Origin of the sequence: Streptomyces sp. NPDC017991 (assembly GCF_044328075.1) — a bacterium.
GTDB lineage: Bacteria > Actinomycetota > Actinomycetes > Streptomycetales > Streptomycetaceae > Streptomyces.
In genome coordinates this window covers 87,600-102,821 of record NZ_JBIRGP010000008.1, presented here as the reverse complement: position 1 = coordinate 102,821, position 15,222 = coordinate 87,600, and the positions used below count along the sequence as shown (strand labels likewise).

Genomic DNA, 15,222 nt, shown 5'->3' with positions numbered 1-15,222 from the left:
ATGCTGTTCAAGCCGTGGGGACAGGGCTCAACGAGCCAGGGCTGCGCCGGTTTCGTGCGGAGACCCGTAGTCGCGCGTCCTCACGTGAAACACGGTACGGGTCTTGCCGGTTGGGGAGGAGAGGCCCGCCCGGGTCCGTGGACAGCACTGTGACTGTGGACAACTCGGCCACCCGGAAGGGTGATTACAGTAACGTCGGCTTCTCGCCCACTTGTCGCTCGTCGTCCGCTTGTGGGGGCGCCTACGCCCCGCGCCCCACCGCCGCCGGATCGTCGAGCACAGCCCGCACGACGGAGTGCGCGGCGCCCAGCAGCGGGCCCTCCGGGCCGAGTCGGGAGATCGACACCGGGCAGGCGGGACCCGCCGTCCTGCGGGCCAGCTCCCGCTCCAGCGAGGGCAGCAACCAGGGCGCCAGCCCGGACAGTGCCCCGCCCAGCACGACGGCCTGCGGGTCCAGCAGATTGACCGCGCCCGTCAGCGCGATGCCCAGCGCGGTACCGGCGTCGCGCAGGGCCCGCCGTACGTTCTTGTCGCCTCCCGCGGCGTGCTCGGCCAGCAGCCCGACCCGGTCCTCGCCCGGTTCCAGGCCGGCCGCGCGCAGCACGGCCTCCTCACCGGCGTACTGCTCCAGACAGCCGCGCCCGCCGCACGCGCACGCGGGTCCCTCGGGCCGCACCGGCACATGCCCCAACTCGCCCGCGAAGCCACGCGTCCCGCGCAGCAGCCGCCCGTCCACGACCACGGCTCCGCCGATGCCGATCTCCGCTGAGACGTGCAGAAAGTCGCGCGGTGCGTCCTCGTTGAGCCAGAGTTCGGCCAGCCCGCCGAAGTTCGCCTCGTTGTCGACAGTCAGCGGCAGTACGTCCGGCAGCAGGGGTGCGAGGTCCGTGTCGAGCCAGCCGAGGTTCGGGGCGCGCACCACGGTGCGGGCGTCGCGCGCCACCAGACCGGGCACGGCGACGGCGAGACCTGCAGGCCACAGCCCCTCCTGGTCGGCCTCGGCGACGATCCGGCGTACCAGCACGGTCAGTTCACTCAGCACGGGTTCGGGCGCACGGCCGCGGTTGGTGCAGTGCCGCACGACCCGCGCACGCACCTTGCCACGCAGATCGACCGCGCACACGGCGAGGTGGTCGACGCCGATCTCCGCACCGATCCCCGCCGGGCCGCGTCCGCTCAGGGCCAGCGCCGAACCGGGCCGCCCCACCCTCCCCGGCCGCTCGGGGCCCAGCTCGTCGAGGAGCCCGGAACGGATCAGCTCGTCCACGAGGGTCGAGACGGCCGCCCGCGTCAGGCCGATGCGCGAGGCGACGGCGGCGCGGGAGAGCGGCCCGTCGGCGTTCACGGTGTGCAGTACCCGTGAGAGGTTGCGGCGGCGCATGCCCTGTTGCGTATCGGGCAGCCGTCGGCCGGGACTACTGGGGTGGGCCTCGTGGAGCGGTGCGGTCATGTGCCTGAGTCGGTCCTCGTCCGGCCGGTCCCCTGGGGGCTGTCCTGTCCGTGCTGGCGCCCCGGGGAGCCGGTGGCAACCGGCCCCGCTCCCCGGAGGCGAAGCCGTCAGCGTTGATCGGCCTCCCGCTCCAGCAGCGGGGCCGCGTCGGAGATTACCCCGGCTATCCGCGCGAGCGCCGCCTCGTCCCGTTCCCCGGCCTCAAGGACCGGCCCGCGTGCCGTGTTCCAGCGCCGGGCCACCGCCGCCGGATCCTCGCCGGTCAGTACTCCCGCGGCCTGCGCCGCGGCGCCGAGCGCGACCAGTTCCTTGGCTTCGGGCACCTGAACAGCACGCCCCGAAAGCCGTCGTACGGTCTGCTGCCATGCCCTGCCCCGGGCGCCCCCGCCGATGAGCAGGAGCGGCGCGGAACGGTCCGCGTCCTCGTCGAGCACCAGGTCGAGAGCGCCGAGCAGCGAGTGGACCGCCCCGTCGTACGCGGCCTGGAGCAGTTGCCCCGCCGTCGTGTCGTGCCGCAGCCCGTGCAGCAGGCCCGAGGCGTGCGGCAGGGCCGGGGTGCGCTCTCCGTCCAGGTAGGGGAGCAGCGTCACGCTCGTACCGGGCTCGACGGCCTCGCGGTCGATACCGAGGAGGGCGGCGACGCGGTCCACGGCGAGGGTGCAGTTGAGGGTGCAGGCCAGCGGCAGCCAGTCGCCCCGTGCGTCGGCGAAACCCGCCACGGTTCCGGTGGGGTCGGCGGGCCGCCGGGTCGACACCGCGTACACGGTGCCGGACGTGCCGAGGCTGAGCACCGCGGTGCCCGGGCGCAGCCCCAGGCCCAGCGCGGCGGCGGCGTTGTCACCGGTGCCGGGAGCGACCAGCGTGCCCTTCGAGAAGGGCAGATCGGCGGAGTCGCGGACGGTTCCGGCGACCTCGCCGGGCCGGACCACCCGGGGCAGCAGGGCAGGGTCGAGCCCCACGTGGCCGAGGACCTCCTCGTCGTACGCCTCCGTCCCGGACGCCCACCAGCCCGTACCGGAGGCGTCGCCCCGGTCGGTCGTGCCCAGCCCGGTGAGAAGCTCGGTGAGGTAGTCGTGGGGCAGGCGCACGGACGCGGTGGCGCGGACGGACTCGGGCTCGTGCTCGGCGAGCCACGCCCATTTGGTGACGGTGATGGACGGACCCGGCACGCTGCCGGTGCGCTCGGCCCACGCCTTCGGCCCGCCCAGCTCCTCCACGAGACGGCGGGCCTGCGGAGCCGACCGCACGTCGTTCCACAGCAGCGCGGGACGCACCGGAGCGCCCTGGGCGTCGAGTGTGACGAGACCGTGCTGCTGGCCGGCGACGGAGACGGCCGCGGCTTCACGGGCCGCGTCCCCGCACTGGCGCAGCGCCTCGCGCAGCGCGTCCCACCACTGGAGCGGGTCGCTCTCGCGGCCCGCCCCGGAGGACACGGTGTGCGGCGCCTGACCGCTGGCCACCACCTTGCCGGTGGCCACGTCCACCACCAGAACCTTGGTGGATTGGGTGGACGTGTCCACGCCAACGACGAGCGGACCCTCGGATGCTGACATCGAGCTCTCCCTCTTCCGCGGCTCCGCGGGGTCTGACCTGGTGTTTTCGGGTTTTGTCCAGGGTGGCACAGCCCGGATTCCGCCCGCTGCCCCTCTTCCGGGACATCTTGTCTCTTCCCAGGGATGCCTCCGCATACTAATTTGTTAAGCGCCATGACGAAATAGTCGGAGCAAGCAAGGAGCCGCGGCATGAACTACCAGCCCACCCCCGAGGACAGGTTCACCTTCGGCCTGTGGACCGTCGGCTGGCAGGGAAGGGACCCGTTCGGCGACGCCACCCGGGCCGCCCTCGACCCGGTCGAGTCGGTGCAGCGCCTGTCGGAACTCGGCGCCCACGGAGTGACCTTCCACGACGACGACCTGATCCCCTTCGGGTCCTCGGAGACCGAGCGCGAATCGCACATCAAGCGCTTCCGGCAGGCTCTCGACACGACCGGTATGACCGTGCCGATGGCCACCACGAATCTCTTCACGCACCCCGTCTTCAAGGACGGCGCCTTCACCGCCAACGACCGGGACGTGCGCCGCTACGCGCTGCGCAAGACGATCCGCAACATCGACCTGGCGGTCGAGCTGGGCGCCCAGATCTATGTGGCGTGGGGCGGCCGTGAGGGCGCCGAGTCCGGCGCCGCGAAGGACGTACGGGTCGCACTGGACCGCATGAAGGAGGCTTTCGACCTCCTCGGTGAGTACGTGACCTCCCAGGGCTACGATCTGCGCTTCGCGATCGAGCCCAAGCCGAACGAGCCCCGCGGCGACATCCTCCTGCCGACGGTCGGTCACGCGCTGGCCTTCATCGAGCGCCTGGAGCGGCCGGAGCTGTACGGCGTCAACCCCGAAGTGGGCCACGAGCAGATGGCCGGGCTGAACTTCACGCACGGCATCGCCCAGGCCCTGTGGGCGGGCAAGCTCTTCCACATCGACCTCAACGGCCAGTCCGGCATCAAGTACGACCAGGACCTGCGTTTCGGAGCGGGCGATCTGCGCTCCGCCTTCTGGCTGGTCGACCTCCTGGAGACGGCCGGTTACGCGGGCCCGAGGCACTTCGACTTCAAGCCGCCGCGGACCGAGGACTACGACGGCGTGTGGGACTCGGCCGCGGGCTGCATGCGCAACTACCTGATCCTGAAGGAGCGGACCGCAGCCTTCCGGGCCGACCCCGAGGTCCAGGAAGCCCTGCGGGTCTCGCGCCTGGACGAACTGGCGCAGCCCACCGCCTCGGACGGCCTCCAGGCGCTGCTCGCGGACCGTGCCTCCTTCGAGGGCTTCGACGCCGAGGCGGCCGCCGCGCGCGGTATGGCGTTCGAGCGTCTCGACCAGCTGGCCATGGACCACTTGCTGGGGGCTCGTGGCTGACCGCGTACCGGGCCGACGAACGACCTCTGCGCGGAAGCGTCCGGAAACATGCGGTCCACGCCATGCGTCCGTGACAAGTTACGCAGTAAGTTCCGCATGAAGTTCCGCGCAGGGGTCGCTTCGTGACCGGTTCGAGGCGACTCTTGATGGTATGGCCACGCCGCCCTTACCGCCCGAGCCTCCTCGGCCGCCGGACAACACGCCGCCCTACCGTGGTGGCGGGTACGCGCCCCCGCCCGGCGGCTTCGGCCCTCCTCCTGACGGTTACGGACCGCCCCCCGGAGGTGGTGGTCCGCCGTGGAACGGCGGGGGAGGGGGAGGCCGTCAGCAGCCTCCCCCGTCTTCGCCGCCACCCGGACCGCCGGGCGGCTCCGGTGGGCGCCGCAGGACGCTCCTGTTCCTGCTGGCCGTGATCCTGGGGATCGGCGCGGTGTCCGCGGTGGCCCTGGTAATGACCAGTGATGACGGCTCGTCGGACAAGAAGCCGCCGACGGAGCGCAGCTCCACCAAGGACCGGTCGCCGTCGCCCTCGCTGAGTGTTCCGTCGCGGCTCCCGAGCGAGCTGCCGTCCTCCCTGCCCTCCGGTGTGCCGTCCGAGCTGCCCAGCGGTGTGGAGTCGCTCCTCCCGTCCCTCGCGAGCGATGAGGTGCCGTACTACATGCTGCGGGCCGGTGACTGCTTCGACATCGACGGCGGTCGGCCGGGCCAGGCGGTGAAGCGTCCGTGCGACCAGAAGCACGACGCCGAGGTCGTGACGGTGGCCGAACTGGAAGGCGCGTACACGACCGATGCCGCCCTCAAGAAGGCGGCATCGGGCCTCTGCCGGGACGCCTTGGACAGCAAGGCGGCCAAGCAGCCCGCCGGCACCGTCCGCGGCACGCTGGTGCAGTACCCCGACCCTGCGGGCTTCGAGGTCGGCATCGACAATGTCGCGTGCAGCCTGGCCGCCGACGGAGCCGAGGGGAACCGCAAGCTCACCAAGCCGCTGAGGTGAGCCACGCGCGCGGCAGGAGTCGGTCCGGAGTGCTTCACGCACGCGTGGAGGGCGAAAACGCCGAGCGAAGCCGTCCGTTCAGATCCCGCGCGGCAGGCGTACGTACGTCACAGTGGTCTCGATCCCGCTGTCCACCAGGCGTCCCTGGGCGTCGAAGGCCTCTGTCCCGTCCGTCATCCCGAAGTCGTTGTCGTTGATCAGCGCGAGCGTGTCACGGTCCACGCGCGCGACGCCCTCGATCTTCCCGGGTACCCCGTTCACCTTTCCGAGGTCGACGACAAGGCGCTTGCGCAGCACGGGAACACCGGCTGCGGCGGGATCCTCCAACTGCTCCAGGGAGGGCGACGTCGTGCTGTCGTCCCACTTGTCCCCGAGGATGTCGGCACCGTGGCTCAGCTTCACCACCTGCAGCCGGGCGGCCTTGTCGGTGCGCTCCTCCACCAGCAGCTCGTCGCGGCCCACGGCCACCACGGACGAGATCTTCAGCTCGGAGGTGTCGTCCTCACCCGGATCGACCGTGCCCACCGGGTCGAACCGGTACGCGTACTCGGCGGTGACGGCCCGCTTCTTCGGTGAGAAGCGCAGCAGACGCGCGGTCAAGGACTCATCGCCCGCATCCGTGTCCGGCAGGGACAGCGGGCTCTGCACGGCCAGCACCAGGTCGCCGTCCGGGAGCTGGGCGAGCCCTTCGAAGCCGCGGTTGATCTTCCGGTGCAGCAGGACCGCGGGCAGCGCCTCGACCACCGGATAGCCCGCGCCGGTCAGGTTCAGCCCCTTCGGGACGTACCGGGTGAGTACCTTCCCGCGCGCGGAGACGTGGACCAACGAGGGCCCGTACTCGTCGACGAGCCAGAAACTACCGTCCTTGGAGCGCACGATCCCTTCGGTGTCCAGACCGTTCGGGTCGTACGAGAGCGGGGTCTTCGCGTCGTAGGAGTACGGAGCCTCGTCGCGTACCTTCTGATTGGGCAGGCCGGTGACGGGCTTGCCCGAACCGGTGGTGATCGCAATCGCGTCCAGTATCTTCACCGAGTCACCGGACACCCGGATCTTCACGATCGCCGGGTCGAAGCCGGGCACGGGAAACGTACGGCGCTTCACGCCGTCCACCTTGATCTGGCCGTTGGGGCCACGGTCGGTGACGGTCCAGAACTCTCCCTTGCGGCCTGCCGGGTAGATGTCGCTCCCGATGCCACCGAGGTCCACACCCCGGTCCTCGGCCACGGTGCCCGTCAGCAGCCCGTTGCTGAACGCCCCGAGAGGGATGTCGCCGAGCGTCGCGGAGCCCGTGACCCGCGCGTCCCCCGAGGGCGCGCCGACCGCGGGACCCGCCACCACGAGAGCGGCCAGCACGGCGAGCGGCACGCCCGTGGCGACGGAACGGTGGACACGGCGCCGGCCTGCGGCGTACGGGGACATGGGGCCTCCTGGTGCACAAGTTCGATGACTGTCGCCAGATTTCGCCCTCGCACCGAACGCCGTACGTCCGCTGGATGAACGCCGGGCGTCCAGCGCTCATCCGGTGGACGTGGGCCAGGTCCTGCCTGTCCCGCGGACCTGTGCCCCGCCGTCCCGCGACCCGGTGCCCCTCCCGTCCGTCGGTCTGGTGTCACTCCCGCCCGTCGGCCAGGGCCAGTGCCGTCGCCGGGTCCTGGGAGGCCGGGCCGACGGGAGCCCAGCGGCCCCGTTCCTTGCGGTAGGGCCACCAGCGGCCGTCCGGCCCCAGCCGGAGCTGGGTCTGTCCGCCGACGACGGTCCAGCGGCCGCGGGACGCGCGCAGGACGGGCCGTTCGTGCTCCTCCCAGGCCGACTCCAGGGCCGCACGCGCGCGTGCGAGCGTTTCCCCCTCCGCCGGCCGGTCCGTCTCAAGTACGTCGAGTGCGGACGCACCCCCGTAGTCCCAGGAGCGAACCGCGAGCGCCAGGCTTTCGCGGTCGCGCCCCGACCCTTCCGCGAGCCGAGTGGCCACCGAGACCTCGGGCCTGCCCGAGGCCAGCCGTACGGCATCCTGCGCAGGCGTCAGTCCGGCCTCCGCGGGGCGCTGTTCGTGGCCCGCCCTGAGCGCGTCGACGAGCAGCCGGTGCGCCTCACGGGCGGCCTGCGCCGCCAGGAACTCCAGGGCGGACGGATCGACCCCGGGCGCGGGATCGGTCTCCGTGTCCAGCGACGGCGGCTGGCCCGGTTCCGCGGGCACGGCGGGCGGCTCGGGCAGCGGCGGCAGGATCTCCCCCCCGGCGTAGGCCTCGGCGGCGTCCACGCCCGCGTACGTCTCCTGTCGCACCGCGACGGTCCCGGCCTGGGGGACGCTGCGCAGCTGCAACTCGTCGAGCAGTTCTCGCTCACCGCGCCCGCGCAGGAGAAGCAGCACGAAAGGATCCTGGTCCAGCAGTCGCGCCACCTGGTAGCAGAGCGCGGCGGTGTGACCGCAGTGGTCCCACGCGTCACAGTCGCACTCCGCCTCCAGATCGCCCAGCCCCGGCAGGAGTTCGACCCCGGCGGTCGCCGCGTCCTCGACCAGATGCGGCGGCATCTCGCGGTCGAGCAGTGCCGCGATGTGCCCCGCCCGTTCGACCGCCATGCCCAGGAACCGGTCCCACTGCTCCTCGGACAGCTCCTGGAGCAGGACGTCCGCGCGATGAGCCGTGTGGTCCCGGTCGTTGACCACCGCGGTGACGCGCCCGGGGCGGACCGACACGGCGCCCACGGCTCCCGCGCGCGCGAGCCGACGGCCCGTCTTCAGCTGCTTCAGGTCCAGCGTGGCGTCCTCCAGCGCCTTGAGCCAGGCCTGTCCCCACCAGCTCCGGGCGAAGCCCTGGCCCTGCGCGGGCGGCAGGGCGGCGAAAACGCGCTCCGGAGTGTTCTCGTACGGATCGCTCATCGGGCGCCTCCTCGCAGTTCCACCAGGTCGGCCAGTTGCGCGTCGGTGAGTTCGGTGAGGGCCGACTCCCCGGATCCGAGCACCGCGTCCGCCAACTCCCGCTTGCGCACCAGCATGTCCGCGATGCGGTCCTCGATCGTCCCCTCGGCGATCAACCGGTGCACCTGCACCGGCCGCGTCTGGCCGATGCGGTACGCGCGGTCGGTGGCCTGGGCCTCGACGGCCGGGTTCCACCAGCGGTCGTAGTGCACGACATGCTCGGCCCGCGTCAGGTTCAGGCCCGTGCCCGCTGCCTTCAACGACAACAGGAAGACGGGCACTTCGCCCTCCTGGAAGCGCTCGACCATGGCCTCGCGCTCAGGAACGGGTGTACCTCCGTGCAGGAACTGCGAGTGCACACCGCGCGCGTTCAGATGGCGCTCGATCAGGCGGGCCATACGCACGTACTGCGTGAAGACCAGAACGCATGCCCCCTCGGAGAGGATGGTGTCGAGCAGTTCGTCCAGCAGCTCCAGCTTTCCGGAGCGCCCGGCGATCTTCGGCCGGTCCTCCTTGAGGTACTGCGCGGGGTGGTTGCAGATCTGCTTCAGCCCGGTGAGCAGCTTCACGATCAGTCCGCGCCGCGCCATGCTGTCGGCGCCCGCGATCTCCGCGAGGGTCTCGCGGACCACGGCCTCGTACAGACCCGCCTGTTCCTTGGAGAGGGACACGGCCCGGTCGGTCTCCGTCTTCGGCGGGAGCTCCGGCGCGATGCCGGGATCGGATTTGCGGCGACGCAGGAGGAACGGCCGCACGAGCTGGGAGAGCCGGTCCGCCGCCCCAGGATCCTGCCCTCCCTCGACGGCCTTCGCGTACTGGTTGCGGAACGTGCCGAGCCTGCCCAGCAGACCCGGTGTCGTCCAGTCGAGGATCGCCCAAAGTTCGGAGAGGTTGTTCTCCACCGGGGTGCCGGTGAGCGCCACACGCGCGCGTGCGTCGATCTTCCGCAGTTGCCGGGCCGTGTCCGAGTACGGGTTCTTCACGTGCTGTGCCTCGTCCGCGACGACCATGCCCCAGGAAGCGTCCGCCAGGCGGGCCGAGTCGAGGCGCATGGTGCCGTAGGTCGTGAGGACGAACTCGCCGTCGGCCAGGTCCTCCAGGCTCCGCCGGGCCCCGTGGAAGCGGCGGACGGGCGTGCCGGGGGCGAACCTCTCGATCTCGCGCTGCCAGTTGCCCATGAGGGACGTCGGGCAGACGACGAGTGTGGGGCCCGCCGCCGACTCGTCGGTCTGCCGGTGCAGATGCAGCGCGATGAGCGTGATCGTCTTGCCGAGGCCCATGTCGTCCGCCAGACAGCCCCCCAGCCCCAACGACGTCATCCGGGCCAGCCAGTTGAGCCCGCGGAGCTGGTAGTCGCGCAGGGTCGCGGCCAGCGCGGGCGGCTGTCCGACCGGCTCCTGCCCCTCCGGGTCCGACAAATGGTCCCGCAGCGTCGCCAGCCACCCCGTGGGCCGTACGTCGACCTTGCGGCCGTCGACCTCCGTGGAACCCGTGAGAACGGCGCTCAGCGCGTCGACGGGCGTCAGTTTGCGGTCCTGCTGGGTATGGGCGCGGCGTACCTCTTGCGGATCGACGAGGACCCACTGGTCACGCAGCCGCACCATGGGGCGGTTCGCCTCGGCGAGCTGGTCCAGTTCCTGGCGCGTCAACCGCTGGTCACCCAGTGCGAACCACCAGGAGAACGTCAGAAGCGCGTCGGCCGACAGGAAAGAGGGCGTGTCCGAGGCCGGTCCGCCACCGGCCTGCTCGTCGTCCGGGGGGCCGATGACCGCGCGGGCTGTCAGCTTGTGCGCCAGTTCCCTGGGCCAGTGCACCTCCACGCCGGCGGCGGTGAGCGATCGTGCCCCCTCGCCCAGAAGTTCGGTGACCTCCTCGTCGGCGAGTTCGATCGAGTCGGGCACGGTCGCCGACAGCAGGGGTGCGAGTGGCGCCCAGGCCCGGGCGGCGCGGCGCAGCGCGAGCAGGGCGTCCATCCGCGCGCGCGGGCCGAAGGCCGGACTGGACCCGCTCCACACCTCGGCCGCGTCCGCCAGCAGGGCAGGATCGCTGACACTGTGCAGTTGCAGCACCGCACGGAACGGCAACCGGTTCTCGTCCGACACGGCCGACGCGAGGCCCGGTACCTCGACGCGCAGCGAGATCCGTACGCCGGCGTCGTGGCCCGCCGCGACATCGGCCGCCCACGCGCGATGCTCGGGCACATGCTGCGGTTCGGTGGCGGCGAAAGCCGGGCCGCCTGCGGCGAGTGCCGCCGCGGGGGAGCGGGGGAGGGTGTCGGCGACGGCGTCGAGGAAGGCGCGCAGCAGCCACTCCGGATCGGGCAGTCGCAGCGGTTCGGTCTCCTCGACGGGCACCGCGTGGGCGTGCGGCGGCATCGCGGCGGCCAGCTCACGGATCCGCTCCAGGTCCCGCGAGCCCAGGGGGCCCGCGCGCCACGCGTCGTGGTCACCGGAGCTCAGGCCGGGCAACAGCAGGCCGCGCGCGGCGAATTGCAGCGCCAGTACGGCCGCGGCACCCCAGAAGGCGGTCGAACCGTGGGTCCCCGCGGCGGCACGCGCGCGCGTGAGGACCGGGAGCGCCAGCCGCACCGGCAGGACGACGGCCGGCACCCTCACCAACTCGACCCCGCCCTCGCAGGGAAGGGCGACGGACAGCTCCTCCACGGAGCCGCGACCGAAGCCGGAATAGGAGCCGGAGCCGAAGCCGGAGTCGGAGTCGGAGTCGGAGTCGGGATCGGACCCGTGAGCGGAGTCGGATCCGTAAGCGAAGCCGGATCCGTGATCAGTGCCGGAACCGATGGCCGGAGGCTCCTCGCCGTCGGGCAGCCAGAAGGCGACGCTGCCCGTGCGGGCGGGGTCGGCGGGGACGAAGACAGCGCAGCAGCGTGCCAGTTCGGCGATTTCGGAGGGGGTGGGGGCAGGAATCCTCTGCACAGGGATGAGCGTGTTCCTCAATTTTGACTACCGGGGGCGGAGGTCGCCGAGGGTACAGCGCGACAAGGGGCGGGCCAAGTGTTCGACCTGTGATGCCAGTCACTTCTTGCTCCGGGGTGGTGTCAGGTCCACCCCACGGTCCAGCTTTCCCCCGCCCGGACCCGGGTGGTGGCGTCATGGTCCCCGACGGTCGCTGATCCGTACGTTTCTACAGGTCAGGCCTCGCTGCTTCCCGCCTGGCCCGCTCCCTCCAGAGATCCGGAGTCCAGCCATGCCCGAAATAGCCACAGTCGTGGCGGAGCCGCCTTCCAGGCCCACTGCCGCCAGCGAGTTCACCCCACTCCTGCGCACGGTCAAAGGGCGGGGGCTCCTGAACCGTCGACAGGGCTGGTACGCGCTCACCATCGCCGGTAACGCGCTCGCCCTGGCAGCCGTCGTCGCGGGCATCGTCCTGATCGGCCACTCCTGGTGGGTGCTGCTCCTGGCACCGCTGCTCGCCGTACTGTGCGCCCGTACCGCCTTCATAGGCCACGACGCCGGCCACTCGCAGATCACCGGCAACCGTTCGACGGGCCGAGCGATCGGCCTGGTCCATGCGAATCTGCTGCTGGGGCTGAGCTATGGCTGGTGGAACGACAAACACAACAGGCATCACGCCAACCCCAACCACATCGACAAGGATCCCGACGTCAAAGCCGACGTGCTGGTCTTCACCAGCGGGCAGACAGTGGACCGCACGGGCTTCCGGCGATGGCTCACCCGCCATCAGGCGTGGCTCTTCTTTCCGCTCACGCTCCTGGAAGGCGTCGCACTGAAGATCCACGGCTTCCAGGACCTGCGGCGGCGGCCTCCTCGTGAACGTCCGGTCGAGGCCGCCCTGCTGATCGCGCACCTCGCCGCGTACGCGACCCTGCTGTTGAGCACCATGCCGCTGGGCACGGCGCTCGTCTTCGCCGCGATCCACCAGGCGCTCTTCGGGCTGCACCTGGGCATGGCCTTCGCGCCGAACCACAAGGGGATGGAGATGCCCGATCCCGACGGTGAGGGGTGGGGGCACCTCCGCCGTCAGGTGCTCACCTCACGCAACGTCCGCGGAGGACCCCTGACGGACTGGTTCCTCGGCGGTCTCAACTACCAGATCGAGCACCATCTGTTCCCGAGCATGCCCCGCCCGCATCTCAGGCTCGTCCAGCCCCTGGTGCGCGCCCACTGCCGGGAGTTGGGTATCTCTTACGCCGAGACGGGGCTCGTGGACTCCTACCGTCAGGCTCTGAGGCACATGTACGAGGTCGGAGAACCCCTCAGGGTCGAGTAGGGGGCGCACCTCAGGGTCGTATCAGGGTCGTGGTCCGGAACCGTTGGGAGCGCGGGTCCGTTCTCAGGACAGAGAGCGGCAGTGGCCGCTAAGGAGGCTACGCACATGTCAAGGAACGCGAAGATAGCTGTAGGCGGTGTCGCGGTCGGCATCGTCCTGCTTTTCTGGCTGCCCTGGTGGGTCGCCCTACTGATCGTCCTCGGAGTTCCCGCGGCGGCGTATCTGACGCTGGACCCCTCACAGCGGCGCAGGCTGCGCCGCGTCGGCCGCAAGGAACTCGGCCGCTGAGACACCCGCTCGATCGGTTCCTCTTCGGACACTTCCTCCTCGGACGCTTCCTCTTGGTCAGTTCCTCCGCGGAGCGCAGGAACTGACCTCGTCTCCGCTCGTGGGCCTGCCGACGGTGTGGCCCACGGGTGGCGACGGCTCCGACGGCGCACGGTTTCGGCCCGCCGGGTTCAGTTCGGGCGTACGGCTATTTTGTCCAGAGCCTCCAGAAGGCCGGGCAATGCGGGCCCGCGGCCGACCGGAAGGATCTCGCCGGGCCTCTCGTCGAGCAGTACGAAGGCGATGTCGTCGGTCCGTGCCACCAACGACCAGCCAGGACCGTCGGCGCGCAGCGTTCGGGCGTCCCCCGGAGCGAAGGACGAGCGCACACGGCCGAGCGGCGGAGGAGTGTCCACGTACGAGTGCGCTTCGGAGAGAACGCGCTGGACGCCGGTGAGCGGCACCGACCCGCCGTCCTCGTCGGCACCGTCTTCGTCCTCACGGTTCTCGCCGGTCCGGGCGGTGCCGTCACCGGGAGCGGCCTTCTCGTCCGTCGAAGCGGCGAATTCGGTCTCGTCGATCTGTTCACGCCAGGCGGCCCACTGCAGTGCGATCTCGTCCGCACCCAGGCGCCGCTGGGCCGCACCCCAGGCGGACGCGTCCGGCGGACACAGCGGCGCCTGCTCCGCCACGTCGGGTGCGGGATCGTGCGGGGCGGGCACACCGGGCGCCGCGACGGCCACGGCCAGCGGCCACCCGGGCAGCGCGGCGACCATCGAGCGGTCGTCCGGCGACAGGTCGTACTCCATGCCGCAGTCCCAGGAAGCGATGGCGACGGCCACCAGCGAGACGTCGTCGATGACGACGGTCCACCGCGCGCCGTCGCCGTCCTGTCCCAGCACCAGCCCGTACCCGTCGGCGAGGGGTGCGAGGCCGAGTGCCGCGCAGGCCTCCGGATAGTCGTCGCCCAGCACGCTGGGGAACTGCGCCGGCGTCAAGAGCACCGCCGTCAGCACATACAGTGCGTCATCGTCCCCGGTGGCGACGGCCTCATCGTCCGTCCCGGCCATCCCGGCCATCCCGGCCTCCCCTCGCTACATCCGTCGGCGCACCCTAATGCGCGCCGAGGCCGTTGTCACGGGGCCGGAACACGCGGGGACCTGCCCCGTAGCTCAAGAACGCGGGCGGAACGACCACCTGCGGTCGCGCTGATTCCGCTTTCGCCCCGGCCCCTATCGCCCCGCTCCTCGCTGTTAGGCGACCGGCAGGCCGAGGAGCGTCCGGGCCACCGCGGTGGGCGACTCGTCGCGTTCTCGTGCGAGCGCGATGACGGCCCGGCACGCCAACTCGTTCACACCGAACGAGAGAGCTTCCGGTGACACCCAGGCCGCGGCCTCGTCGACCCTGTCCTGGTCGTCCTCGACACCCGCCGCCACGTAGGCCGCAGCGGCTTCGAACAGGTTGTGCGTCTGCTTCTTCGGACGAGGCACGGCCGATCGCGCGGGGCGCCCGGACTCGGCAGTCCGTGGGCGCGAAAAGAGCTTCCGGAATCGAGCCATCGTGCCGGACATTCGGGCCACCTTCCCCCGCGTACTGCGTTTTCGGTCATCGCCCATCTGTCTCTGTTCAACGTAGAGTTGAAACTTCGACACCAAAAGGGGGCGGTGTCGTGAACCCTTGCCGAACGCCCTCGTCGAGCGTGCCGATCGTGGATCGCGGCCACGCAGGCTCGGCACACCGCAGTCCGCCTCCGGCCGGCTCGCGAACCGGACGGTCCTGGGCGGCGTTTCAAGGCCGGCGCGCGGCCAGAGCGAGGAAACGAGCGTCCTCGTCCACGTAAGCCGTCATGCGCCAGCCGGAGGCGGACAGGAGCGGGCCGAGGTTGCCCTCCGCGCGCAGGTCGTCCGGGGTGGTCCGCCGCCCCTGGCGTGTCGCGAGGGCCGCCCTGCCGATCGGGTGGAAAAGCGCCAGGACCCCGCCGGGCCGTACGACCCGCGCCAACTCCCGCAGATTCTCGGCGGGGTTCGGGAGATGCGCGATGAGCCCGGCCGCGAAGACGGCATGGAGCGACTCCGCGCGCAGCGGCAACCGTGACACGTCGGCGAGGAGCAACTGCCCCGCCCGGTCACGCCCTGCGCGTACCGCCGCCTCCAGCATGGCCGGCGTCACATCCGCGCCGAGGACCGCCCCGGAGGGCCCCACGGCGTCTCTGAGGGCCGGCAGAGCCCGTCCCGTGCCGCAACCCGCGTCGAGCACGTGATCGCCCTCCCGGAGCCCCAGCTCGGAGACGGCCGCCGCGTACGCCGGACCGTCGTCGGGGAACCGGTCGTCCCAGCCGGCCGCGCGGGCCGAGAAGAACTCCTGGACATGCGTATGGTCGTCGCTCATGCACCGCATGATCTCGCATCGCACGGTGAGCGACACGATCGAACGGCGA

The 15,222-nt window shown here is 71.4% G+C and carries 12 protein-coding genes; 4 read left to right on the top strand and 8 right to left on the bottom strand.

Annotated features, from left to right (window positions below):
* Positions 1-241: 241 nt before the first annotated feature.
* On the bottom strand, positions 242-1,450 hold the full coding sequence (locus ACH4DZ_RS23650) for an ROK family protein (protein WP_398289285.1): 1,209 nt from the start codon (positions 1,448-1,450) through the stop codon (positions 242-244).
* A 107-nt stretch (positions 1,451-1,557) separates the two neighbouring features.
* Entirely contained in the window at positions 1,558-3,003 is a 1,446-nt protein-coding gene (gene xylB, locus ACH4DZ_RS23645; RefSeq protein WP_398289284.1) for a xylulokinase, read from the bottom strand.
* Between the two features lie 189 nt (positions 3,004-3,192).
* On the opposite strand from xylB, the gene xylA reads away from it, so the two are divergent.
* A complete protein-coding gene (gene xylA, locus ACH4DZ_RS23640; RefSeq protein ID WP_398289283.1) occupies positions 3,193-4,359 on the top strand; it encodes a xylose isomerase in 1,167 nt (388 codons plus the stop codon).
* A 451-nt stretch (positions 4,360-4,810) separates the two neighbouring features.
* Positions 4,811-5,353, top strand: coding sequence for a hypothetical protein (locus tag ACH4DZ_RS23635; RefSeq protein WP_398289282.1), 543 nt, complete (start codon positions 4,811-4,813; stop codon positions 5,351-5,353).
* Positions 5,354-5,431: 78 nt separating this feature from the next.
* Here the strand turns inward: ACH4DZ_RS23635 and ACH4DZ_RS23630 are convergent, their stop codons facing one another.
* The 3 genes from ACH4DZ_RS23630 to ACH4DZ_RS23620 form a co-directional block, all read right to left on the bottom strand.
* A complete protein-coding gene (locus tag ACH4DZ_RS23630; RefSeq protein WP_398289281.1) occupies positions 5,432-6,772 on the bottom strand; it encodes an esterase-like activity of phytase family protein in 1,341 nt (446 codons plus the stop codon).
* Between the two features lie 190 nt (positions 6,773-6,962).
* A complete protein-coding gene (locus ACH4DZ_RS23625; RefSeq protein ID WP_398289280.1) occupies positions 6,963-8,231 on the bottom strand; it encodes an SWF or SNF family helicase in 1,269 nt (422 codons plus the stop codon).
* Entirely contained in the window at positions 8,228-11,203 is a 2,976-nt protein-coding gene (locus ACH4DZ_RS23620; protein ID WP_398289279.1) for an SNF2-related protein, read from the bottom strand. Before ACH4DZ_RS23620 ends, ACH4DZ_RS23625 begins: the two co-directional genes overlap by 4 nt.
* A gap of 271 nt (positions 11,204-11,474) precedes the next feature.
* Here ACH4DZ_RS23620 and ACH4DZ_RS23615 point away from each other — a divergent pair, with 271 nt between their 5' ends.
* Together ACH4DZ_RS23615 and ACH4DZ_RS23610 are read left to right on the top strand one after the other, a co-directional pair.
* Positions 11,475-12,518: an acyl-CoA desaturase gene (locus tag ACH4DZ_RS23615; RefSeq protein WP_398289278.1), complete on the top strand. Its 1,044-nt coding sequence runs from the start codon at positions 11,475-11,477 to the stop codon at positions 12,516-12,518.
* Between the two features lie 105 nt (positions 12,519-12,623).
* Positions 12,624-12,806, top strand: a complete 183-nt coding sequence (locus ACH4DZ_RS23610) for a hypothetical protein (protein ID WP_398289277.1) — start codon at positions 12,624-12,626, stop codon at positions 12,804-12,806.
* 170 nt (positions 12,807-12,976) lie between these two features.
* Here the strand turns inward: ACH4DZ_RS23610 and ACH4DZ_RS23605 are convergent, their stop codons facing one another.
* From ACH4DZ_RS23605 to ACH4DZ_RS23595, 3 genes are all read right to left on the bottom strand, one after another.
* Positions 12,977-13,855 carry a hypothetical protein gene (locus tag ACH4DZ_RS23605; protein ID WP_398289584.1) on the bottom strand — a complete coding sequence of 293 codons (879 nt, stop codon included), beginning with the start codon at positions 13,853-13,855 and terminating at the stop codon, positions 12,977-12,979.
* A gap of 183 nt (positions 13,856-14,038) precedes the next feature.
* The gene (locus tag ACH4DZ_RS23600) at positions 14,039-14,344 is read right to left on the bottom strand and encodes a hypothetical protein (protein ID WP_398289583.1); all 306 of its coding nucleotides are present in this window, start codon (positions 14,342-14,344) and stop codon (positions 14,039-14,041) included.
* 229 nt (positions 14,345-14,573) lie between these two features.
* Complete coding sequence (locus ACH4DZ_RS23595) at positions 14,574-15,173, bottom strand: class I SAM-dependent methyltransferase (protein WP_398289276.1); 600 nt, start codon at positions 15,171-15,173, stop codon at positions 14,574-14,576.
* Positions 15,174-15,222 lie beyond the last annotated feature (49 nt).

Bases quoted from the DNA above. Each gene is read 5' to 3' on its own strand.
- ACH4DZ_RS23650 (WP_398289285.1), bottom strand. From the start codon at position 1,450: ATGACCGCACCGCTCCACGAGGCCCACCCCAGTAGTCCCGGCCGACGG.
- xylB (WP_398289284.1), bottom strand. From the start codon at position 3,003: ATGTCAGCATCCGAGGGTCCGCTCGTCGTTGGCGTGGACACGTCCACC.
- xylA (WP_398289283.1), top strand. From the start codon at position 3,193: ATGAACTACCAGCCCACCCCCGAGGACAGGTTCACCTTCGGCCTGTGG.
- ACH4DZ_RS23635 (WP_398289282.1), top strand. From the start codon at position 4,811: ATGACCAGTGATGACGGCTCGTCGGACAAGAAGCCGCCGACGGAGCGC.
- ACH4DZ_RS23630 (WP_398289281.1), bottom strand. From the start codon at position 6,772: ATGTCCCCGTACGCCGCAGGCCGGCGCCGTGTCCACCGTTCCGTCGCC.
- ACH4DZ_RS23625 (WP_398289280.1), bottom strand. From the start codon at position 8,231: ATGAGCGATCCGTACGAGAACACTCCGGAGCGCGTTTTCGCCGCCCTG.
- ACH4DZ_RS23615 (WP_398289278.1), top strand. From the start codon at position 11,475: ATGCCCGAAATAGCCACAGTCGTGGCGGAGCCGCCTTCCAGGCCCACT.
- ACH4DZ_RS23610 (WP_398289277.1), top strand. From the start codon at position 12,624: ATGTCAAGGAACGCGAAGATAGCTGTAGGCGGTGTCGCGGTCGGCATC.
- ACH4DZ_RS23605 (WP_398289584.1), bottom strand. From the start codon at position 13,855: ATGGCCGGGACGGACGATGAGGCCGTCGCCACCGGGGACGATGACGCA.
- ACH4DZ_RS23600 (WP_398289583.1), bottom strand. From the start codon at position 14,344: ATGGCTCGATTCCGGAAGCTCTTTTCGCGCCCACGGACTGCCGAGTCC.
- ACH4DZ_RS23595 (WP_398289276.1), bottom strand. From the start codon at position 15,173: ATGAGCGACGACCATACGCATGTCCAGGAGTTCTTCTCGGCCCGCGCG.